Here is a 20809-nt window from a genome sequence, read left to right as displayed (position 1 = left end):
CCGCCCGCGGTGGGCTGGTGATGGGGTTCGGCCGCCGGCTGGTGCGGGAGGGGTGGCGTCGGTTCGTGGCGGCGGGGACGGGGTCTGCTGGCGGCCGGTGCGGGGGAGTGGCATCCACTCGTGCCGGTGGGTGTCGGGTCTGTCGCCAGCGGGATCGGGAGTGGCACCTGTCCGCGGTGGCGGGTGATGGGGGTTCGGTTGCCGATCTGTGCGGAGGAGTGGCGCCGGTGACGGGGCGTGCTGTCGGCCGGTGCGGGGGGAGTGGCATCCACTCGTGCCGGTGGGTGTCGGGTCTGTCGTCAGCCGGATTGGGAGTGGCACCTGTCCGCGGTGGCGGGTGATGGGGGATTCGGTTGCCGATCTGTGTGGAGGAGTGGCGCCGGTGACGGGGCGTGCTGTCGGCCGGTGCGGGGGAGTGGGATCCACTCGTGCCGGTGGGTGTCGGGTCTGTCGTCAGCCGGATTGGGAGTGGCACCTGTCCGCGGTGGCGGGTGATGGGGGTTTGGTCGCCGATCTGTGCGGAGGGGTGGCGTCGGTTCGTGGCGGCGGGGACGGGGTCTGCCGGCGGCCGGTGCGGGGAGTGGCATGCACCCATGACGGGGCTGTCGGTGGTCGGCGCAGGGCAGGTAGCTCCCGCCCGCGCCGCCGGGTGACCGGGGTTCGTCGGGAGTCGGCGCGGGGGATCCGGCGGCCGCCCGCGCTCGCTGCGACGCCGGGGTCTAGGACGTCTCGGCTGCCACGGCCTTCGCGGTCGCCGCTTCCGTCTCGACCACCTCGGCCTCGATCCCGTCGGCTGCCATCCCCTCCGCGTCGGCGGGGGCGGTTCGCCGGGGCAGGAGGGCCAGCACCGCCTGCCGGTCCGCTTCGCTGGTCGCGTCGTCGTAGGGGTCCGGAGTGGCGGGGACCTGGAGCCGGTGCACCGGTCCGGCGCCCAGGCGCGCGTAGCCGCGGCCGGGCGGGACGTCGGCGACCGGCGTCGTGTGCGGCGGTGCGCCCAGCACCGCCTCCAGCTGCCCGGCCGTCGCCGGTCCGAGCACGACACGCGCGCGTGTGTGCTGCCGTACCGCGTCGGTCAGCGTGTCCGTGTTGTCGAACTGGTCGGCCACCACCACCGTGACGTTGGCGGCGCGGCCGTGCCGGAGCGGGACCTGGAGCAGGGCCTGCGGGTCCTTGCGGCCGTCCGCGGCGGCGAGGTGGCTGAAGGCCGTGGGGTGGTCCAGCAGGATCCACAGCGGGCGCCTCGTGTCCTCCGGCGGCGGGTGCCCCGCCTGACGGGCGCGGTTGGCGGCGATCAGCCGGCGCTCCGTCTCGGTGGCGGCCCATTCGAGGCTGGCCAGCGCCCCGGCCAGCCCGCACTCGACGGCCAGTACGCCGTCCCGGCCGGTCAGGCACGCGTACTCGCCGGTGCCGCCCCCGTCGACGACGACGATGTCGCCGTGCTGCAGGGCCTGCAGGGCGATGGAGCGCAGCAGGGTGGAGGTGCCGCTGCCCGGCTGGCCCATCACCAGCAGGTGCGGCTCGGTGGAACGGACGCCGGTGCGCCAGACGACCGGCGGGACGTCGCGCTGTTCCTCACCGTAGGTGAGGGGGAGCGTGCGCTGGACCTGGGAGGGGTCGGTGAAGCCGAGGACCGTCTCGCCCGGTGCCGTGACGAAGCGCTGGGCGCACAGGCCGGTGGGCAGCGGGGACAGGACGGTGACCGTGAGCTGGTTGCCCTCCTCGTCCCAGGCGAAGCGGTACTCGCGGCCGCGGCCCGACTTGGCGTGCAGCAGCTGCTCGATCCGCGCGCGGGCCCCGGCCTCGCCGTCCGGGAAGTACGCGGGGTAGCGGATCACGAGCTCGGTGACCCGGCCGGACTCGTCGAACTCGTAGGTCGGGAAGGCCTTCTCCCACTCGCCGCCGTGGGCGTAGAGGGGGGCGGGGTCCTCCGGGGTCGAGAAGTACGGCACCAGGGCCTCGTAGAGCGACTTGAGGCGCTCTGTGCGCGACTCGTCGGGGCCGTCCGGAGCGGGCGGTTCGCGGTCGCGGCCCTGCCAGGCCGCCGCCGCCATCACCACGATGGCGGCGAGCAGCGGGCCGTACGGCACGAGCGCCACGACCAGGACCACCGACGCCACCAGGAACAGCACCGGTCCGCGCTTGTCCTTGGGGGTCTCGACCCATCTGCGCCGCCCGGCCCCCGCCAGCCGACGCAGACCGCGCGTGATCGTGATCAGCGGATGGAGGACGTCGGTGGCGCTGTCGGCCGCCGTCCGGGCCAGCTCCCGGCTCCGGGCGATCTGCGCGCGGCCTGTGCTCAGGATGCGAGGGAGGGGGCGGCGGGCCACGGCTGTCTCCTGATGGTGCGTACGGACGGGACGGGCGGCGTCAGAACTTGATGCCGCCGAGCAGGCTGGCCAGGCTCTCGCCGCCGGCCTTGATGCTCGGTGCGATCGCCGTGCTCGACAGGTAGAAGCCGAAGAGGGCCGAGACCATCGCGTGCGACGCCTTCAGGCCGTCCTTGCGGAAGAAGAGGAACACGACGATGCCGAGCAGGACCACGCCTGAGATGGACAGGATCATTTGGGATCTCCTGGTTCGTGGGGACAGTCACCATGAGTACTTCCAGGATCACAGCATGTATCCATACGATAAAAGGTGCAACTGGGTGAAATCTGGTGGATTTCCCCAGTTCGGCCGAGCTGTCCAGGGCCGGTTGAGCAGGACACTTGCGTCCGACCGGGTCTGTGGTGATCTTTACCTCCGGCGCTTCGGGCCATGTGCGGCGACAACCAGTACCCTTGCGATTCACCTGAACGGTTGTATGAGAGGCGGTCCGGCCGATGACTGAAGCCCCCGACCCGGCGGTCGTGGAGCTGGCGACCAAGATCTTCGATCTGGCCCGGCAGGGGCGCACCGAGGCGCTCGTGGCGTACGTCGACGCGGGTGTTCCCGCCAGCCTCACCAACGACCGGGGCGACTCGCTCGTGATGCTCGCCGCCTATCACGGCCACGCCGAGGCGGTCCGCGCGCTGCTCGACCGGGGCGCCCCCGCCGACGAGGTCAACGACCGGGGTCAGACCCCGCTCGCCGGTGCCGTCTTCAAGGGTGAGACGGACGTCATCAAGGTCCTTCTGGAGGGTGGCGCCGACCCCTCCCTGGGGACTCCGTCGGCCGTCGACACCGCCCGGATGTTCGGCAAGACAGATCTGCTCGAATTGTTCGGCGCACACTGATACGCATGTTCTGACCAGCGAAAACACAGAAAACGGGGGAGGCGGTACAGGGCCGCCGAAATTTCGGTCGCGGCAGGTCGAAGTGCCGAGTCATCATGACGTCGTGATTCACGGACGCGATGGCTGGGCAGAGGTTGCCGCACCGCGCGGACCGTGATGCGGTCCGCACGGGCCCACTGACGAGAGGCAGAGGAAGATGGTCTACAGCAAGCAGGAAACGGCGGGCGCCCCGACGTGTTGTCACGCGGCCAGGTGAAGCAGGACCCCCGGTTGCGTCGACGCTTGATGTGAGGCTGTTTCCCATGTTCGAACCGGTCATAGCGCCCAGCGGTACGCTGCTCGGCCTGCTCCAGCGGGGCCGCGGCGACGGCACGCTGCACGCTCTCACCGCCCCGCGCGCCGAGGCGCTCGCGGCCCTGAACCACTGCGTGCTGCGCGACCCCCGCCACGACTGGCAGGTGGAGAACCGCTCCCTGTACTACGCCCGTCTCTACCTCGACCTGAACGGCGAGCTGGACGAGATCGAGGCGCACCTCTTCGACGTCGAGGACGCCTTCGACACCGAGGAGTCCCGCACCGGCCTGGCCCTGGCCGTCCTCGGCCACCTCGCCTCCTACGGCCGGCTGGACGCGCTCGCGCTGCTGCGCAGGTACGCCGCGAGCGGCTCCAACTGGGCCTGGGCCCTGGACGAGCTGGCGCTGCGCGACGACGACGCCGGCCTACGGGCCCTCGCCACGCCCGTGCTCGCCCGCTTCGCCACCGACGCCGAGGGCGAGGCCGAGCTGGCCGCCGCCGTACGCGACGCTTTTGAGCCACGGCCCTGGCGGCTGTGGGCGGAGGACTCCCGCGAATCGATCGCCACACGCGTGCGTGCCGCCCAGGAGGCCGGCTGCTTCGACCGATGGCAACGCCAGATGCGACCAACCGGGCCCCGTCCGGGGTGGAGCGTCCAAGCGGTGTTCGAGTGGGCCCAGCAGGGCGTCGAGCGCGGTGCCGCGCTGCACGTCCCCGCCGCCCGCTGTCTCGTCGCCGTCGCCGGCCCCGAGGACCGTCCCGAGATCCTGCGGGCCGCCGTCGACGGCAGCGACGGAGCCCGCTGCACCGCCCTGCGCTACCTCGCCGACAGCAATGATCCCAGCGCCCTCGACCTGATCGAGGGCGCCGTGACCACCGGGCCGACGGTCGTCGTGGAAGCCGCCGTCGACGCCTTCGAACGGATGCGCAGCATCGCCGCCGTCGACCGCGCGCGCGGCTGGGCCCACCGGCCCGACGCCCTGGGCGCCGCGGCCGGGCGCATGCTCGCCTGCCGGGGCGGCACCGAGGACAAGGACCTCGTCCTGGGGGCGCTGCGGGAGGCCGTACGGGGCGAGGGACCCGACGCCCCGACCCTGTGGACCCTCGTCGACGGCACCGGACGGCTCGGCATCGTCTGCGCCGCTCCCGTCCTGCGCCACATCTACCGCGAGACCGCCTCCTCCCATCTGCGCGGCAGGGCCGCCCGCGCCCTCGCCGCCACCGACCCCTCCTTCCCCGCCGGCTTCGCCGTGGAATGCCTCTGGGACTGCGAGGAGTCCACCCGTGAGATCGCCGCCCGGCACGCCGAGACCGGTGACGCCAGGGTCGTGGAACAGCTCCGCAGGCTGGCCGCCGATCCGGCCGAGGAGGCCGAGGTCCAGACCGCCGTACGCAGCCGCATCGCCCCCGACGGACCCGCCGTGTGAGGAGACGCAGAGGTTCACCGGGCCCTTTCGGGGCCGGCAGGTGAACGACGGGTGACCCGTGGGTCAGACGGTCATGGACACGGTCTGACCTGCTCGGGTGTGCGAAGGAACGCTCACGGGACGTTCATCGTTCGCAAAGATCCACGTTGACGCGACCACGTCCAGCCCGGCGAGAACACCGGTATGCGTGTCGTCATCGTGACCGAATCCTTTCCCCCCGATGTGAACGGCGTGGCCCACTGCGCGCTCCAGACCGCCCGGCACCTCGTAGATCGCGGTCACTCCCCGCTCGTCGTCGCGCCGGCCCCGCCCCCCACCGCCGGCAAGCGGCCCGACGCCTCGGCGCCGTGCCCCGTCGTCCGTGTCCCCTCCCTCCCGCTCCCCGGCTATCCCCAGGTCCGCGTGGCGCTGCCCAGCCGGCGCCTCGCCGCGGCGATCGTCGAGCACCGTGCCGACATCGTGCACCTGGCGAGCCCCTTCGTCCTCGGCGTCCGCGGCATGGCGGCCGCCGCCCGGCTCGGCGTCCCGGCCGTCGCCGTCTACCAGACGGACCTGGCCGGATACGCCCGCACCTACATGGGCGCCGGCGAGGCCGCCGCCTGGCGGCGCATCCGCTCCGTCCACTCGGCCGCCGACCTCACCCTGGCCCCCTCCAGCGCCTCCCTGCACGACCTCGAGACCCACGGCGTGCCCCGGGTCAGGCTCTGGCCGCGCGGCGTGGACACCGTCCGCTTCCGCCCGGACCTGCGCGACAACGCCCTGCGCCGCGAACTCGCCCCGAACGGGGAGCTGATCGTCGGCTACGTCGGCCGGCTCGCCCCCGAGAAGCACATCGAGCTGCTCGCCGGCGTCTGCGGACTGGACGGCGTGAAGGTCGTGATCGTCGGTGACGGCCCGAGCCGGCCGAGCCTGGAAGAGGTGCTGCCGGGCGCGGCCTTCCTGGGCCGCCGCACCGGCGACGACCTCGCCCGGATCTACGCGTCGCTGGACGTCTTCGCGCACACCGGGCCCTTCGAGACCTTCTGCCAGACCGTCCAGGAGGCCATGGCCAGCGGTGTCCCGGTGGTCGCCCCGGCCGTCGGCGGCCCCCTGGACCTGGTCGCCCACGACCGCACCGGTCTCCTCGTCCCGCCCCGCGACGCCGACGCCGTACGGGAGGCCGTGCGCTTCCTGGCGGCGGACACGGAGCGCCGGATCGCCTTCGGCGCCACCGCACGAGCCACCGTCGAGGGGCGCACCTGGGCGGCCGTCGGCGACCAGCTGATCGGTCACTACGGGGCGGTCCTCGGCGCCCGCCGGAAGACGGCGGTGGCGGCATGACCCCCCTGCGCATCGTGCGACTGGCCAACTTCGTCGCCCCCGCTTCCGGCGGTCTGCGCACCGCCCTGCGCGAGCTGGGCAAGGGCTACAAGGCCGCCGGACACGAACCCGTCCTGATCGTGCCGGGCGAGCGCGCCGACGACCGGGACACCGAGCAGGGCCGCGTCATCACGCTGCCGGGGCCGCTCCTTCCCGGCACCGGCGGCTACCGGGTCCTGACCGACAAGCGGCGCGTGACCCGGCTGCTGGAGGAACTGGCCCCCGACCGCCTGGAGGTCTCCGACCGGACCACCCTGCGCTGGACCGGCAAGTGGGCCCGGCGGGCCCGTGTCCCCGCCGTGATGGTCTCCCACGAGACCGCCGACGGCGTCCTGCGCACCTGGGGCCTGCCCGAGAACGCCGCCCGGCGTGCCGCCGACGCCCTCAACCTCCGTACGGCGCACACGTACGCGCGCGTGGTGTGCACGACCGAGTTCGCCGAGCGGGAGTTCGTGCGGATCGGCGCCCGCAACGTCGTCCGCGCCCCGCTGGGCGTCGACCTGGTGGAGCGGCATCCCGCGCTGTACGACGCGGAGCTGCGCGCCCGGTACGCGCGCGTGGACGAGACGCTGATCGTCACCTGCACCCGGCTGTCCGTCGAGAAGCGGCCCGGCACCGCGCTGGACGCCCTGGAGGCGCTGCTGCGCCGCGGCAGGAAGGCCGTGCTGGTGGTGGCCGGGGACGGGCCGCTGCGGGCGCGGCTCGAACTGCGGGCGCGTGAGCGCGGACTGCCGGTGACCTTCCTCGGGCACGTCTCCGACCGCGAGGCGCTGGGCGCGCTGCAGGCCTCGGCCGACGTGTGCCTGGCCCCCGGGCCCGCCGAGACGTTCGGGCTGGCCGCGCTGGAGGCCATGGCCTGCGGCACGCCGGTCGTCGTGAGCACGTCGTCCGCGCTGCCCGAGGTCGTCGGGTCGGCGGGCGCCGTCGCGGCCGACCACGGGGAAGCCTTCGCCGACGCCGTCGACATGATGCTCCAACTCCCCGAGCGGGAGCGGCGGGAGGCGGCACGCGCGCGTGCGGAGTGCTTCGGCTGGAACACCGCCGTGGACGCCTTCCTCGCCGCACACGACGCGACGGTACCCGTGCGTCGTTTCGTGCCCGGGGGCGTGGGATGAGAGCGGTGCGTTTCGTAGCCCTCGGCGACTCACTGACCGAGGGCGTGGGCGATCCCGTCGGCGAGGGGTGGCGCGGCTGGGCCGCGCTGCTCGCCGGCGGGCTGGCCGAGGAACCCGTGGAGTTCACCAACCTGGCGGTCAGCGGCGCGCAGACCCGGGAGGTGCTGGAGGTGCAGACTCCGGCCGCTCTCGAGCTGACGCCGGACGTGGTGTCGGTGGTCATCGGCGTCAACGACACGCTGCGCTGCACCTTCGACATCCATGCCGTCGCCGAGCGGCTGGACAAGGTGTACGCGGCCTTCACGGGACAGGGGGCCACGCTGCTGACGGCCTGTCTGCCCGACCCCGGCTCGATGCTCGGCCTGCCCGGCTCCCTGGCCCGTCCACTGGCCCGGCGGCAGCGGGCGGTGAACCGGGTGGTGCACGCCCTCTCCGACCGCTACGGGGCCGTCCATCTGCACGCGGCGGAGGAGGAGTGGATCACGGATCGCGCGATGTGGAGCGCGGACCGGCTGCATCCGGGGGAGCAGGGGCACCGGCAACTGGCACTGCGCTTCCACGCGTTGCTGGCCCAGACGGACCGGGCCACGGGGATCGCCCCCTCGCCCGAACCGGAGTTCCCCGCACCGACCAGGTCGGCGAGCCTGCTGTGGCTGGCCACGGCGGGCACGGCCTGGGTCGCCCGGCGGTGCACCGACCTGCTGCCGCAGCTGCTGCGGCTGGCCGCGGACGAGCTGCGGCACCGGGCCCGGGGGACGAGCGCGCGGCTGGACGTGCGCGCCGCCGCAGCGGTCTCGGCGGCGCTGGCCGCGGTGTCGATCTCGGAGCCGGATGCCGCTTGAACCCTCGGGTCGGTGGGCCTCCGCAACGGGCCTCAGCGGCCGCTTGTCCTCACGAAGCGGACCGGGGTGCCCGGTGCCGCCTGGGCCGCCGCCGGGAGATCGGGTGCGCGGACGACCGCGATGACCGGGTAGCCCCCGGTCGTCGGATGGTCGGCCAGGAACACCACCGGCCTGCCGTCCGGGGGGACCTGGACCGCGCCCAGGACCATGCCCTCGCTGGGGAGTTCTCCGAGGCGGGCCCGTTCCAGGGCGGGGCCCTCCGTGCGCAGACCGATGCGGTTGCTGGCGGGGGAGACGCGGTAGGTGCGGGAGGTGAAGGTGTCGAGTGCCGCGCGGGTGAACCAGTCGTCGCGCGGCCCCAGGGACACTCGCAGTACGAGCTCCGCCGGAGGCGCCGGCTGGGGGGCCACGTCCACGCGCGCGTGGGCGGCGGCGGGCGTGCCCAGGGGCAGCACCGTGCCGTCCGTGAGTGGCGGCGGGCCCAGCCCCGAGAGGAGGTCCGTGGAACGGCTGCCCAGCACCGGCTCCACGGCGACGCCTCCGGAGACGGCCACGTAACAGCGCACTCCGGAGACGACGGTTCCGACCTCCAGCAGCGCGCCCGCGGGCACGCGCACCGCAGCGCCCCACGCGGCCGGGCGGCCGTCCACCGTGACGGGGCAGGGTGCCCCGGCGACCGCCACGGTCACCGTCGAACGGGGGCGCAGGGCGCAGCCGTTGACCGTGGTCTCCAGGACGGCCGCGGCGGGCGGGTTGCCGACCAGGCGGTTGGCCAGGGCCGCCGTGGGGGCGTCGAGGGCGCCGGAGCGGGGGACGCCGAGATGGGCGTGTCCGGGGCGGCCCTCGTCCTGGACGGTGGTCAGGGCCCCGGCCCGTGCGACGACGAGTGCGCGGTCGGTCATGAGCGGGACACCGGGACGAAGCGGACGCGCGTGCCGGGCGAGAGCAGCGCGGCCGGTACGCGCGCGTGGTCCCACAGGACGGTGTCCGTACTGCCGATCAGCTGCCAGCCGCCCGGCGACGACCGCGGGTACACGCCCGTGTACGGGCCCGCGAGCGCGACCGAGCCCGCCGGGACGGCCGTGCGCGGGGTGGCCCGGCGCGGGACGTCGTAGCGCCGCGGAAGGCCGGTCAGATAGCCGAAGCCGGGGGCGAAACCGCAGAAGGCGACGCTGAACTCGGTGTCGGCGTGGACGCGGGCCGCCTCCCGTTCGCTCACGCCCCAGTGCGCGGCGACATCCGCGAGGTCGGGGCCGTCGTACCGCACCGGGATCTCGACGACCTCACGCGCGCGTGGGGGAGCGGCCGGGACATCGGTGGCGGTCAGTTCGGCGGCCAGGCGGGAGCGGTCGGTGAGGCCGTCGAGGAGGACCGTGCGGGCAGCGGGGACGATCTCGCGGACCGACAGCGTGCCCTCCGCGCGTCGGCGCAGCAGATCCGCGTGCAGGGCCTGGGCCTCCTCGCCGGAGGCGACCTCGACGAGCAGGGCGTCGTCGCCCACGGGCAGCGCCCTCATGCGAAGGCCTCCACCCGGACGCCGGACTCCCGCAGGCGCTGCCGGACCAGCCGGGCCAGTTCCACCGCGCCCGGTGTGTCCCCGTGCACACACAGGGAACGCGCGCGTACGTCCACACGCGTGCCGGAGTGCGAGGTCACCGCTCCGTCGCGGGCCAGGCCCACCGAGCGCTCCACCACGGCCTCCGGGTCGGTCACTACGGCACCGTCCTGACCGCGCGGGACGAGTGTGCCCTGCTCGGTGTAGGCGCGGTCCGCGAACGCCTCCGTGACGGCCGGCAGACCCGCCTTGCCGGCGTACTCCAGCAGCCGCGAACCCGGCAGACCGAGCACGGGCAGGGACGGGTCGGCGAGCCGTACGCCGTCCACCACCGCGCCGGCCTGCTCCTCGTCGTGCACGACGCGGTTGTAGAGCGCGCCGTGCGGTTTGACGTACGACACGCGAGTGCCGGCCGCGCGCGCGAAGACCTCCAGGGCGCCGATCTGGTAGGCGACCTCGGCCGTGAGTTCCGCGGGCGGCACGTCCATCGCGCGGCGTCCGAAGCCCGCGAGGTCCCGGTAGGAGACCTGGGCGCCGATCCGCACACCGCGCTCGGCGGCCAGTTCGCACACCCGCCGCATGGTGGCCGGGTCTCCGGCGTGGAAGCCGCAGGCCACGTTGGCGCTGGTGACGACGGACAGCAGCCGCTCGTCGTCGGTCAGCCGCCAGCGGCCGAAGCCCTCGCCGAGGTCGGCGTTCAGATCGATCGAGGTCATGGATCCTTCCAGTTCTCGTGGTTCTCGCGGAGTGGACGCTTCGTCCCGTGGAGCGGACGGTTCTCTCAGAGCACGCGGTACTGCGTGTCGCGGGCGTCGGTCAGGAACATCTGCCCCGGGGCGTGGGTGATGGCGAACGGCGGGCGGGAGGCCGTCACCGCGGCCTGCGGGGTCACACCGCACGCCCAGAACACCGGGATGTCGTCCGGTGCCATCTCCACCGGGGCGCCGAAGTCGGGGCGGCCGAGGTCGGAGATGCCGAGCGCCGACGGATCACCGCAGTGGACGGGGCCGCCGTGCACGGCCGGGAGCAGGCTGCTCTCCCGGATCGCCGCCGCCAGGTGCTCGGGAGGCACCGGCCGCATGGACACCACCATCGGGCCGCGCAGCCGCCCCGCCGGACGGCACTGACGGCTCGTCACGTACATCGGTACGTTGCGGCCCTGCTCGACATGGCGGATCGGGACGCCCGCCTCGGCCAGCGCCCACTCGAAGGTGAAGCTGCAGCCGATCAGGAACGACACCAGGTCCTCGCGCCAGTAGCCGCGCACGTCCGTCGGCTCGTCCACCAACTCGCCGTCCCGCCACACCCGGTAACGCGGCAGATCGGTGCGCAGGTCCGCGCCCTCGGCGAGCGTGCTGGTCCAGGACCCGGCGTCCGTGACCTCGAGCACCGGGCAGGGCTTGGGGTTGCGCTGGCCGAACAGCAGCATCTCGTACGCCCAGTCGGCGGGCAGCGAGATCAGGTTGACCTGGGTGTAGCCGGCCGCGACGCCGGCGGTCGGTCCGCAGAGCCCTTCCCGGAAGCGGGCGCGGGCGGTTCGCGGGCTCCACGCGTGCGCGTGCTCGTCGATGAGCACCAGAGGGCGGTCGTCGGTCACGGTCGAGCTGAGGTCCTCGGTCCGGTTCACGCCAGTTCCCTCCCGCCCGTCTCCGGCAGGCCCAGCAGCGCCAGCGCCGCGAGGCCGTAACCGATCGCGCCGAAGACCAGCGCACCGCCCACGCCCCAGCTGTCGGCCAGGAAACCGACAGCGGTGGGGAAGACGGCGCCCACCGCGCGTCCGGTGTTGTACGTGAAGCCCTGTCCCGTGCCGCGCACCGCCGTCGGGTAGAGCTCGCTCAGATAGGAGCCGAAGCCGCTGAAGATCGCCGACATGCAGAACCCGAGCGGGAAACCGAGCACCAGGAGCAGGGTGTTGGCGCCGTGCGGGATGTTCGCGTAGGCCAGGATGCAGATCGCCGACAGCAGCGCGAACAGCCAGATGTTGCGTCGGCGCCCCAGCCGGTCGGTGAGATAGCCGCCGGTCAGATAGCCGAGGAAGGCGCCGGAGATCAGGAACGTCAGGTAGCCGCCGGTTCCGACCACCGACAGGCCCCGGTCGGTCTTCAGATACGTCGGCACCCAGGTGGCCAGCGTGTAGTAGCCGCCCTGAACGCCCGTCGACAGCAGCCCGGCGAAGACCGTGGTGCGCAGCAGATCTGGTTTGAAGATCGCGACGAACGAACCCTTCTCCGCGCTCCTCTCCCGGACCGCGACCGCCTGCGGGGCGTCGTGCACCCGGCGCCGCATCCAGATCACCAGCAGGGCAGGCAGCGCGCCGGTCCAGAACATGATCCGCCAGGCCAGGTCGTCCCCCGCGAACGAGAACACCAGGGTGTACACGACGGCGGCCAGCGCCCAGCCCACGGCCACGAACTCTGGACCGCCCCCAGGGTGCGGCCCCGGTGCCGCGCGCTCGCGTACTCGGCCACCAGGATCGCGCCGACCGCCCACTCGCCGCCGAAGCCGAGACCCTGCAGCGCACGGAAGACCAGCAGCGTCTCGTAGGAGGGCGCGAAGCCACAGGCCACGGTGAAGACGGCGTACGTGATCACGGTGATCATCAGGGCCCTGACCCGGCCGAACCGGTCCGCCACCACACCGGCGACGGCGCCGCCGACCGCGGAGACCACCAGCGTGACCGTCGTGAAGAGCCCGGTCTGCCCGCTGTCCAGGCCGAAGTACGCGGACAGCGCCACCATGCTCAGCGGCAGCGTGAAGTAGTCGTACGAATCCAGGGCATAGCCGCCGAACGCGCCGGCGAACGCACGCCGGCCGCGCGGACCGAGGGCGCGCAGCCAGCCCAACGGGCCGTCGTGCTCGGTGAGTTGGGCGCCCGAAGCGCCGGTGGACAGGGCCTGCGGTGGAGGGGTCGTGCTCATGGGCACCTCGCAGAGGGAGGACGGAGGGTGCGGAGCTGAGCGGTGCAGTGAGCAGCAAGGTAGAGGATCGTTCAACGATCCTTCAATACCCCCGTTGTTTCGTTCTCCTGTGTGCGATTGAATTCCGGGCATGGCAGAGCAGTTGAGCGGACTGGCCGACGACCGCGCCCTCCTCGGTCGCACCAGCACCGCCGAACGGGTCTCGGACATCCTCAGGAGCCGGATCGCCGAGGGCTTCTTCCCGCCCGGCACGCGGCTCTCGGAGGACAGCATCGGCGGCGCCCTCGGGGTCTCCCGCAACACCCTGCGCGAGGCGTTCCGCCTGCTCACCCATGAACGCCTGCTGATCCACGAACTCAACCGGGGCGTCTTCGTCCGGGTGCTCACCGTCGAGGACGTCGAGGACATCTACCGCACCCGCGGGCTCGTCGAATGCGCCGTCGTACGCGGCCTCGGCGACCCGCCGTACGACCTCGACGCGCTCGCCGAGGCCGTGGACGAGGGGCGGCACGCGGCGCGCGAAGGTGACTGGAAAGCGGTGGGTACCGCCAACATCCACTTCCACCGCGAACTGGTGTCCCTGGCCGGCAGCGCCCGCACCGACGAACTGATGCGCAGCGTCTTCGCCGAACTCCGCCTCGCCTTCCACGTCGTGGACGACCCCAGGGCCCTCCACGAGCCGTACCTCACCCGTAACGAGCAGATCCTGCGGGCGCTCCAGGCGGGCGACAGGGCAGCGGCGGAGGAACTGCTCGCCGTCTATCTCACCGACTCACTCGAACGAGTGGTCGAGGTGTACCGGAGAAGGGTCGGCGCGGAGGACGCCGTCTAGGTGCGGAGGATGCCCTCCAGGGCCGCGGAGCTGTCACGACGTGTGGGTGCGCCGGGTGGCCGGACTCGCCGTTTGGGGAGTTGTCAGACCCACCACCTAGTCTGTGCACCGTGACTTCGCCTGCATCGACGGACCGCGTTCCGCCCCAGTTCAGCGCGGCGCCGCGCCCCGCGCCGGGCCCGGCCGCCGACGAGGGACTGGCGCGGCGGCTGCGCGCGCTCGCCTGCACCGCGCCGTTGCACGACCTGGACGCGCGCAAGGCCAACCTGGCGGGCGAGTACTCGGTTTACGGCATGGCGGAGGTCGCCCTGGCCGCCATCGACCTGGTCACCCTGAACATGGACTTCGACACGGGCGCCGACCACGACCAGATCGTCGCCCGGCTCATCCCGCGCATCGCCGCGCAGGCCCCGCAGCGGCCGGTCGGCGAGCACGAGCGCGTGGCCCGCTGGGTCCTGGAGAACCTGATCAACGTCGGCAGCGTCGACCGCGGCTTCCGTGCGGTGTACGGCACCTTCACGACGGACGGCAGCTATGTCCGCCGTGACTACGACTTCAAGCTCATCGAGGAGGTGCCCGGCCCCGGCGGCACGGTCTATCTCCGGACCACGGACGAGGCGGTCAACGTCCTGGTCGGCGCCCTGGACACCGACGTCACCAGCGCCCAGATCGCCGCCGAGGTCAAGCTCGAGGTGCTGATCAGCCGGGGGCGCCTGGCGGACGCCCAGCTCGCCGCCGAACAGGCCCGCTACCGGACCGTGCAGTACTCGGAGACCCTGCGCCGCGCCCTGGACGCCACCCGGCGCAACGTCCGCGCGGTGGACTGGCTCAACTCCGTGCCCGACATGATCGCCGAGGCGCTGGACCACGTGGCCGACCGCTACCGCCACGAGAACGCGATCCTCACCAACATCCGCAAGGCGCGGGACGAGACGGAGGAGGCCGAGCACAAGCGGCGGGCCGCCGAACTCGTCGACATCGTCAAGGACTGCATCCGACGGCACACGCAGTTGCAGTCGCGACTGCTGGAGGCGGGCCCGCTCTTCCGCGCCGAGCAGGACCGGCAGGCGTTCGCGACGCCCATGACGTCCTCCGGGATCGACCTCTACGGCCATCTGGTCGCCCCCGTGCTGCCGTTGCCGCTGGAGCAGGCGGTCCGGGTCACGGACGCGTTCTTCGCGCGCGGCACGGGACTGCGCACGCCGGTGTCGGTGCGGGTGGGCGACCTCGTCGACATACTGCTGACGCCTCCCGTGGAGCGCGAGCACCTCGGCGCGGAGATGCCGGAGCCGGATCTGATCGCCACCCCGGACGACAGCCGGTTCAGCGAGGAGCAACTGGCGGCGGCGAAGGAGCTGCTGGACCTGCCGGCCGACGCGCCCCGCCGGCTGTCGGGGCTGCTCGCGGAGGCGCGTCGGCTGGACCCCGAACTGCCTTACCTGGTGGCTCTCCTGGCGGTGCACGCGGCCAGTCCGCCGGTCGGCACCGCCTACCGGCAGGGCGAGGAGAAACTCCTGTTCGCCGTGGACGACGGGACGGAACTGGACGATCCCGAGTTCGGCGGCGCCGACCTGATCGTGGGGACGGCCCTGCTGGACGCGGCCGGGATGGCGGCGGACCGGACGGAAGCGGCATGAGTGGACGACAGTGCGACAAGGAGCCCGAGCAGTGACCGAGCACATCGAGTGGAGTGACACGGAGGCCCCGGCCCCGTCGGCCCCGAGTGCCGTCACGCCCGCCGACGCCGCCGACGCGGCCCGGCTCGTCGCCTTCGGGCTGCAGCCCAAGCTGCAGCCGGCGCGTGACCAGGAGTACGCGGAACTGCTGCGGCGCCACCGGGAGGACCCGGCGTTCGCCCGGCTCGCGGACGCCGTGGCCGCCGGGCTCGGGCTGGTGGTGCTGGAGGTCTCCCCGCGCGCGGGGATGGCCGTGACGGCCGCCGAGGACTCGGTGTTCGCGGTTCGCATGGGCGACTACGCGCGTCGTACGTCCGCCGACGGCGGAGACCGGTTCCTGCACGGGCTGGCCCATCTCGCCGTCGCCGCCATGGCGTTCCCGCGCCCGGAGGACCTGGCCGACGACGGGTACATCGGGCGCGTGACGGTCAACGGCGTCGACGCCTTCGTACGGCAGGCGTGCCGGCGGCTGGAGGAACGGGCCGAGGAACAGGGCGAGAACACCGACCCGGCCACGGACGCGCCCGGCCTGGAGGCCGCGTGGCGGATCTGGGTGAGACGCAGCGCGGCCGGCGCCACCAAGGACGCCCGCAGACTCGCCGGTTCCACGACCGGCATCGTCGGCAAGGCGGTGGCCTTCCTCACCGACTCCGGCTTCCTGCAGCGCACCGGCGACGACAACGGCGGCACGTACCGCACGACGGCCCGCTACCAGCTCCAGGTGCGGGACATGGCGGGCAGCGCCGCGATGGCCGAACTGCTGGAGCTGGGCGTGGTCCCGGTGACGGATGGCACACCGAGCCTGCTGCCGCCCCAGGACGGCGAGGACCTGGACCTGGCGGCCGACGCCGGGCTGCCGTTCCACTCCTCCACGCCCTCCTGAACCCCTGACCTGCCCGAAGACCTACGAGAGTCCGCCATGTACGAGCTGTCCCGGATCCGCCTCTACTCCATCGGTCCCGCCGGTGCGCGCTACGCCGACACCGTGCTCGACCTGCGGGGCGTCGGCGAGCCGGTGCCCGACCCCGCCCCCACCCAGGCGGAGTTCTTCGAGGAGGAGCCCGTCGGCCCGCCGCGCCGCCCGGCGCCCGCGGGCGTGCTCTTCCTGGAGAACGGCGGCGGCAAGTCGGTGCTGCTGAAGCTGATCTTCTCGGTGATGCTGCCGGGGCACCGCAACACGCTGGGCGGCGCCAGCTCCGGTGTGCTGCGCAAGTTCCTGCTCGCCGACGACTGCGGGCACGTCGCCCTGGAGTGGCAGCACACGCTGACCGGCGAGTGCGTCGTCGTCGGCAAGGTCAGCGAGTGGCGCGGGCGCCAGGTCTCCAACGACCCGCGGAAGTTCGCCGAGGCCTGGTACTCCTTCCGGCCCGGCCCCGGGCTGTCCCTGGACAACCTGCCGGTCGCCGAGGCCACTTCGGTACGGCCGTCCGTCGAGGGCCAGTCGGGCGCGCAGGGGCGCCGGCGCACCATGAAGGGCTTCCGGGACGCCATCACGGAGGCGGGCAAGGCGTATCCGCACCTGGAGGTGCACTGGGAGGAGATCCACGACCGGTGGATCGAACACCTCGGCGACCTCGGTCTCGACCCCGAACTCTTCCGCTACCAGCGGGAGATGAACGCCGACGAGGGTGAGGCCGCCGGCCTCTTCGCGGTGAAGAAGGACTCCGACTTCACCGACCTGCTGCTGCGCGCCGTCACCGACACCCGGGACACCGACGGACTCGCCGACCTGGTCAGCGGCTTCGGCAACAAGCTGGGCCGCCGCGCCGAGCTGATCGCCGAACGGGACTTCACCGCCGGGTCGGTGGACCTGCTCGGACGGATCGTCGAGGCCGCCGAGGCCCGCTCACGCGCGCGTGACATCCACGCCGGCGCCGAACGCCGCACCCGCACGCTCGCTCGCCGTCTGTCGGCGCGGGGCAGCCAGGAGCGGGTCCGGGCCGCCGAACTCGCCCAGCGCGTCACGGCCGCCGCGTACGCGGTCACGCACTCCGAGGCGGCCCGGGAGCGCAGCGCGCTGATCGCCGCCGAACTCGCCTTCCGCAACGCCTCCTTGGCTCTGGCCGCCGCCGAGAAGTCCGCCGCCGGACAAAAACGCGAGCTGGCCGACGCGCGCACCCTGCACTCCGCCTGGCAGGCCGCCGAGGCGGTGCTGCGCCACCGCGCCGCCGCCGACCGGGTCGCGCGCGTGGCCGCCGCGATCCAGGAGGCCGAGCGGGACGCGGCCCCCGCGCTCGCCGCCCGCGCCAAGGCCGCCGTGGACCTCGTACGGGCCCTGCACGGGGCCGCCGAGAGCGCCGAGACCCTCGCCAACGAGGAGGAGGAGCGCTCCGCCGCACTCCAGGAGGCCGGTGAGGCTGCCTACCGCGACTCGACCGCCGCCGCCACGGAAGCCCAGCGTGCCCGCAGCGAGATCGGCCACCTCCGCCAGCGCCTCAGCGAGGTGGAACAGGAGACCGCGGAGGCGGTGCGCGCCGGCTGGCTCGACGACAGCGCGCCCGACGCCGACCCCGCCCGTGCCGCCCTCGCCGCCAGCGACGCCGAGAAGAGCGCCGTCGCCGCCTGGGACACGGCCCGTGAGGCGTCCCGCAAGGCCACGGAGCACGCCCGCGAGGCGGCCGCGGCGGAGTCCCGCGCCGAGCTGACGGCCGCCCGCGCGGCGGACGCGGCCACGGCCACCCAGCGCTCCTACGAGGCCGAGCTGCGTATCGCCGAGTCGCTGGCGGCCGAGGAACGGCTGGCGGAGCTGCTGAGCCTGTCCGGCGGCGGCCGGACGCGCTCTGCCGTCCCGCAGCCCCGCCACGAGACGGACGACGACGAAGCGGCGCTCACTCCCGAGGAGTTGGACCGTTTCGCGGACGAACTGCGCGAACTCCTCGATGACTCCGTGTCCTCCGCCGAACGCCAGCTCTTCGAACTGCGGACCGTGGCGGCCGACGACTCCCGGATCCTCGGCGCGCTCGGCGACGGCGGGCTCCTGCCGCCCGGGCCGGACGTGCTGGCCACCGTCGAGTTCCTCGGCGAGCACGGCATCCCGGCCCTGCCCGGCTGGCGCTACCTCGCCCAGGCCGTCGACCCCGCCGACCACGCGCGCGTGCTGGCCGCCCGTCCGGAACTGGTCGACGGCGTCATCATCACCGATCCGGCCACGCACGCGCGGGCCCGTGACGCGCTCACCGACGCGGCCCTGCTCCCGCGGTCCGCCGTCGCCGTCGGCACAGCCGCCGCCCTGCTGGCGCCGACGCCGGCCCCCGACACCCGGAGCGGTGACGTCTTCCTCGTCCCGCCGAACCCGGCCATGCACGACGAACACGCCGCCGACGAGGAACGGCAGGCCCTGAGGGCCCGGGCGGCCGCGCGGGACGAGGAGATCCGGGCGCTCGCGGCCCGCCTCGGCAAGGACCGCGAGCTGGCGGCACGCCTCGCCTCCTGGCGCACCGGCTGCCCGGCCGGACGGCTGGTCGAACTGGCACGGGCCGCCCAGGAGGCGCGTACGTTCGCGGAGGAGGCGGAGGCCGAGCTGGCCGAGGCCCGCACGGTACGGGCCGAGGCGGACGAGACCGCCGCCGAGGCCGCGCAGGTCCGGGACGAGCGGCAGGAGACCGCACAGAAGGCACGCCGCGCCGCCGACGCCCTCGCCGGGCTCGCCTTCCGGCTGCGCGAACGCGCCGGCTGGCAGGTGAAGCTGCGCGAACTGGCCGACGACGGCGCCGAGTCCGAGGCCCGCGCCCAGGCCTGCCTGGAACGCGCCCGCGCCGCCGACGAGGACCGGCGCGCCGCCCAGCGCGCCGCCGACGACGCCCGCCGCACCGCCCGCGCGCTGCGCGCCGAGCGCTCGGAGATCGCCGGCGCCCCCGACGACGTACCCGACACCGACGCGGACGCGGGCGCCCCCAAGGCGTCCCTGCCCGCCCTGCGCGAGGCCTACCGGGCCGCCTCCCAGGTCTACGAGAAGGTCGGCGTCGGCGCCGACCTGCGGGCCGAGCAGGCGCGCGCGGAGAGCGACGAGAGCGCGGCCCGCGCCGAACTGGACCGGCTCAGCAACAAGGTCCGTACCCGCGCGGAGCAGCTGCTGCAGTCCCCGGACGGCTCCGACGGGCCGTCCCGGCAGGCCGCCGCCGCCCGTGCCGAGGAGCTGGTGCAGCTCCTGGAGACCCGGATGTCCAGCGCGAGCGAGCAGCTGGGCCGGCTGCGCGGCGAGGCCGAACGGCACGCCCCCGAGGACGGCGAGGCCCATACCGAGCTGCCCGAGGAGCTCCAGCCGCGCGACGCCGAGCACGCCCAGGCCCTGCTGCGTACAGCAACCACTGAACTCGCCTCCCGCACCGAGGCGTTGACGCAGGCCCGGGAAGCCCACGCCGACCTGCTCGACGCCCACCGCGCGGCCGAGGACGCGGCCGGCGGCTTCGACGAGACGGCCGCGATGCTGCGGGACCTGCTGCGCGAGCACACTATGGAGGACGACCAGGAGGAACCGGAGCCCTACCCCGGCACCCTGGACGAGGCCCGCCAGTCGGCCGCCGAGGCCCGTCGGTCGCTGCGCGGCTGTGCCGCCGACCTGTCCGCCGCCGAGGCCGCCGTCCGCGAGGCCAGTGACGTCCTCGTCCGGCACGCCAACTCCACGCGCTACGAACAGGTCCGCACCCCCGCCCGCCAGCAGATCCGTGAACTGCCCGCCTCCGCACTGCCCGAGCACGCGCAGAAGTGGGCGGACGCCTTCGCCCCCCGACTCCGGGTCCTCACCGACGAGTTGGCTCAATTGGAGCGCAACCGCGACTCGATCGTCGACCGGCTGCGTGGGCTGGTCGAGTCGGCGCTGGCGACCCTCCGCTCCGCGCAGCGGCTGTCCCGGCTGCCCGAGGGGCTCGGTGAATGGTCCGGTCAGGAGTTCCTGCGGATCCGCTTCGAGGAACCCGACCAGGCCACCCTGACCGAGCGCCTCGGCGAGGTCATCGACGAGGCGACCCGGGCCGCCGTGAAGAAGAACTCCGACCTGCGCCGCGACGGCATGTCCCTGCTGCTGCGGGGCGTTGGCGCCGCCCTGCAGCCCAAGGGCGTTTCCGTGGAGATCCTCAAGCCGGACGCCGTGCTGCGCGCCGAGCGCGTGCCCGTCGGGCAGATGGGCGACGTGTTCTCGGGCGGCCAGCTGCTCACCGCCGCCATCGCCCTGTACTGCACGATGGCGGCACTGCGCTCCAACGACCGAGGCCGCGACAGGCACCGGCACGCCGGCACGCTGTTCCTCGACAACCCCATCGGCCGGGCCAACGCCACGTATCTGCTGGAGCTCCAGCGCGCCGTGTCCGACGCGCTGGGCGTCCAGCTCCTGTACACCACGGGTCTGTTCGACACCACCGCGCTGGCCGAGTTCCCCCTGGTCATCCGGCTGCGCAACGACGCTGACCTACGGGCCGGGCTGAAGTACATCAGCGTGGAGGAACACCTGCGGCCGGGCCTGCCGAGCGAGGCCCCCGCGGGGGAGGCCGGGCACAGCGAGATCACCGCGACACGGATGTTCAAGCGCCCGGCACCGGCCGCGCCGTGATCTCCCCGCGCCCAAGCCGCCCAGAGCTGTA

Annotated in this window: 15 protein-coding genes and 1 pseudogene; 9 read left to right on the top strand and 7 right to left on the bottom strand. The window is 73.7% G+C overall.

Annotated features, from left to right (window positions below; translation table 11 throughout):
- Positions 1-719 precede the first annotated feature (719 nt).
- Both MKW14_RS16005 and MKW14_RS16000 read right to left on the bottom strand, forming a co-directional pair.
- Complete coding sequence (locus tag MKW14_RS16005; RefSeq protein WP_240863222.1) at positions 720-2327, bottom strand: ATP-binding protein; 1608 nt, start codon at positions 2325-2327, stop codon at positions 720-722.
- Positions 2328-2367: 40 nt separating this feature from the next.
- Positions 2368-2562 carry a hypothetical protein gene (locus MKW14_RS16000; protein ID WP_058926570.1) on the bottom strand — a complete coding sequence of 65 codons (195 nt, stop codon included), beginning with the start codon at positions 2560-2562 and terminating at the stop codon, positions 2368-2370.
- A 260-nt stretch (positions 2563-2822) separates the two neighbouring features.
- On the opposite strand from MKW14_RS16000, the gene MKW14_RS15995 reads away from it, so the two are divergent.
- The 5 genes from MKW14_RS15995 (at position 2823) to MKW14_RS15975 (ending at position 8252) form a co-directional block, all read left to right on the top strand.
- The gene (locus MKW14_RS15995; protein ID WP_240863221.1) at positions 2823-3215 is read left to right on the top strand and encodes an ankyrin repeat domain-containing protein; all 393 of its coding nucleotides are present in this window, start codon (positions 2823-2825) and stop codon (positions 3213-3215) included.
- Between the two features lie 302 nt (positions 3216-3517).
- Positions 3518-4936: a HEAT repeat domain-containing protein gene (locus tag MKW14_RS15990; protein WP_240863220.1), complete on the top strand. Its 1419-nt coding sequence runs from the start codon at positions 3518-3520 to the stop codon at positions 4934-4936.
- A gap of 183 nt (positions 4937-5119) precedes the next feature.
- Positions 5120-6256: a glycosyltransferase family 4 protein gene (locus tag MKW14_RS15985; RefSeq protein ID WP_240863219.1), complete on the top strand. Its 1137-nt coding sequence runs from the start codon at positions 5120-5122 to the stop codon at positions 6254-6256.
- Positions 6253-7410: a glycosyltransferase gene (locus tag MKW14_RS15980; RefSeq protein WP_240863218.1), complete on the top strand. Its 1158-nt coding sequence runs from the start codon at positions 6253-6255 to the stop codon at positions 7408-7410. The genes MKW14_RS15985 and MKW14_RS15980 overlap by 4 nt, the downstream gene beginning before the upstream one ends.
- Complete coding sequence (locus MKW14_RS15975) at positions 7407-8252, top strand: SGNH/GDSL hydrolase family protein (protein WP_240863217.1); 846 nt, start codon at positions 7407-7409, stop codon at positions 8250-8252. Before MKW14_RS15980 ends, MKW14_RS15975 begins: the two co-directional genes overlap by 4 nt.
- Before the next feature lie 32 nt (positions 8253-8284).
- On the opposite strand, the gene MKW14_RS15970 is transcribed toward MKW14_RS15975, so the two are convergent.
- From MKW14_RS15970 to MKW14_RS15950, 5 genes and pseudogenes are all read right to left on the bottom strand, one after another.
- Positions 8285-9154 (bottom strand): 5-oxoprolinase subunit C family protein, encoded by an 870-nt coding sequence (locus MKW14_RS15970; RefSeq protein ID WP_240863216.1) that lies wholly within the window; start codon positions 9152-9154, stop codon positions 8285-8287.
- A complete protein-coding gene (pxpB, locus tag MKW14_RS15965) occupies positions 9151-9768 on the bottom strand; it encodes a 5-oxoprolinase subunit PxpB (protein WP_240863215.1) in 618 nt (205 codons plus the stop codon). The genes MKW14_RS15970 and pxpB overlap by 4 nt, the downstream gene beginning before the upstream one ends.
- Positions 9765-10523: a LamB/YcsF family protein gene (locus tag MKW14_RS15960; RefSeq protein ID WP_240863214.1), complete on the bottom strand. Its 759-nt coding sequence runs from the start codon at positions 10521-10523 to the stop codon at positions 9765-9767. The genes pxpB and MKW14_RS15960 overlap by 4 nt, the downstream gene beginning before the upstream one ends.
- 65 nt (positions 10524-10588) lie before the next feature.
- Positions 10589-11434 carry a putative hydro-lyase gene (locus MKW14_RS15955; protein ID WP_240863213.1) on the bottom strand — a complete coding sequence of 282 codons (846 nt, stop codon included), beginning with the start codon at positions 11432-11434 and terminating at the stop codon, positions 10589-10591.
- Positions 11431-12725: pseudogene (locus tag MKW14_RS15950) on the bottom strand (MFS transporter). The gene MKW14_RS15955 and the pseudogene MKW14_RS15950 overlap by 4 nt, the downstream one beginning before the upstream one ends.
- A 130-nt stretch (positions 12726-12855) precedes the next feature.
- On the opposite strand from MKW14_RS15950, the gene MKW14_RS15945 reads away from it, so the two are divergent.
- The 4 genes from MKW14_RS15945 to MKW14_RS15930 all read left to right on the top strand — a co-directional run bounded on the left by MKW14_RS15945 (position 12856) and on the right by MKW14_RS15930 (position 20778).
- Positions 12856-13557: a GntR family transcriptional regulator gene (locus MKW14_RS15945; protein WP_240863212.1), complete on the top strand. Its 702-nt coding sequence runs from the start codon at positions 12856-12858 to the stop codon at positions 13555-13557.
- Positions 13558-13667: 110 nt separating this feature from the next.
- On the top strand, positions 13668-15194 hold the full coding sequence (locus tag MKW14_RS15940) for a hypothetical protein (protein WP_240863211.1): 1527 nt from the start codon (positions 13668-13670) through the stop codon (positions 15192-15194).
- 31 nt (positions 15195-15225) lie between these two features.
- On the top strand, positions 15226-16116 hold the full coding sequence (locus tag MKW14_RS15935; RefSeq protein WP_240863210.1) for a hypothetical protein: 891 nt from the start codon (positions 15226-15228) through the stop codon (positions 16114-16116).
- A gap of 36 nt (positions 16117-16152) precedes the next feature.
- Positions 16153-20778, top strand: a complete 4626-nt coding sequence (locus MKW14_RS15930) for a hypothetical protein (RefSeq protein ID WP_240863209.1) — start codon at positions 16153-16155, stop codon at positions 20776-20778.
- The last annotated feature ends 31 nt before the right edge of the window (positions 20779-20809 follow it).

The organism is Streptomyces gilvus (genome assembly GCF_022513565.1).
Lineage (GTDB): Bacteria > Actinomycetota > Actinomycetes > Streptomycetales > Streptomycetaceae > Streptomyces > Streptomyces gilvus.
The sequence above is the reverse complement of the archived record's forward strand: the minus strand, read 5'-3'. Positions and strand labels throughout refer to the sequence as shown.

What these genes read in the sequence shown, in the direction of transcription:
- MKW14_RS16000 (WP_058926570.1), bottom strand. Translation starts at nt 2,562, where the DNA reads ATGATCCTGTCCATCTCAGGCGTGGTCCTGCTCGGCATCGTCGTGTTC.
- MKW14_RS15995 (WP_240863221.1), top strand. Translation starts at nt 2,823, where the DNA reads ATGACTGAAGCCCCCGACCCGGCGGTCGTGGAGCTGGCGACCAAGATC.
- MKW14_RS15990 (WP_240863220.1), top strand. Translation starts at nt 3,518, where the DNA reads ATGTTCGAACCGGTCATAGCGCCCAGCGGTACGCTGCTCGGCCTGCTC.
- MKW14_RS15985 (WP_240863219.1), top strand. Translation starts at nt 5,120, where the DNA reads ATGCGTGTCGTCATCGTGACCGAATCCTTTCCCCCCGATGTGAACGGC.
- MKW14_RS15980 (WP_240863218.1), top strand. Translation starts at nt 6,253, where the DNA reads ATGACCCCCCTGCGCATCGTGCGACTGGCCAACTTCGTCGCCCCCGCT.
- MKW14_RS15975 (WP_240863217.1), top strand. Translation starts at nt 7,407, where the DNA reads ATGAGAGCGGTGCGTTTCGTAGCCCTCGGCGACTCACTGACCGAGGGC.
- MKW14_RS15970 (WP_240863216.1), bottom strand. Translation starts at nt 9,154, where the DNA reads ATGACCGACCGCGCACTCGTCGTCGCACGGGCCGGGGCCCTGACCACC.
- pxpB (WP_240863215.1), bottom strand. Translation starts at nt 9,768, where the DNA reads ATGAGGGCGCTGCCCGTGGGCGACGACGCCCTGCTCGTCGAGGTCGCC.
- MKW14_RS15960 (WP_240863214.1), bottom strand. Translation starts at nt 10,523, where the DNA reads ATGACCTCGATCGATCTGAACGCCGACCTCGGCGAGGGCTTCGGCCGC.
- MKW14_RS15945 (WP_240863212.1), top strand. Translation starts at nt 12,856, where the DNA reads ATGGCAGAGCAGTTGAGCGGACTGGCCGACGACCGCGCCCTCCTCGGT.
- MKW14_RS15930 (WP_240863209.1), top strand. Translation starts at nt 16,153, where the DNA reads ATGTACGAGCTGTCCCGGATCCGCCTCTACTCCATCGGTCCCGCCGGT.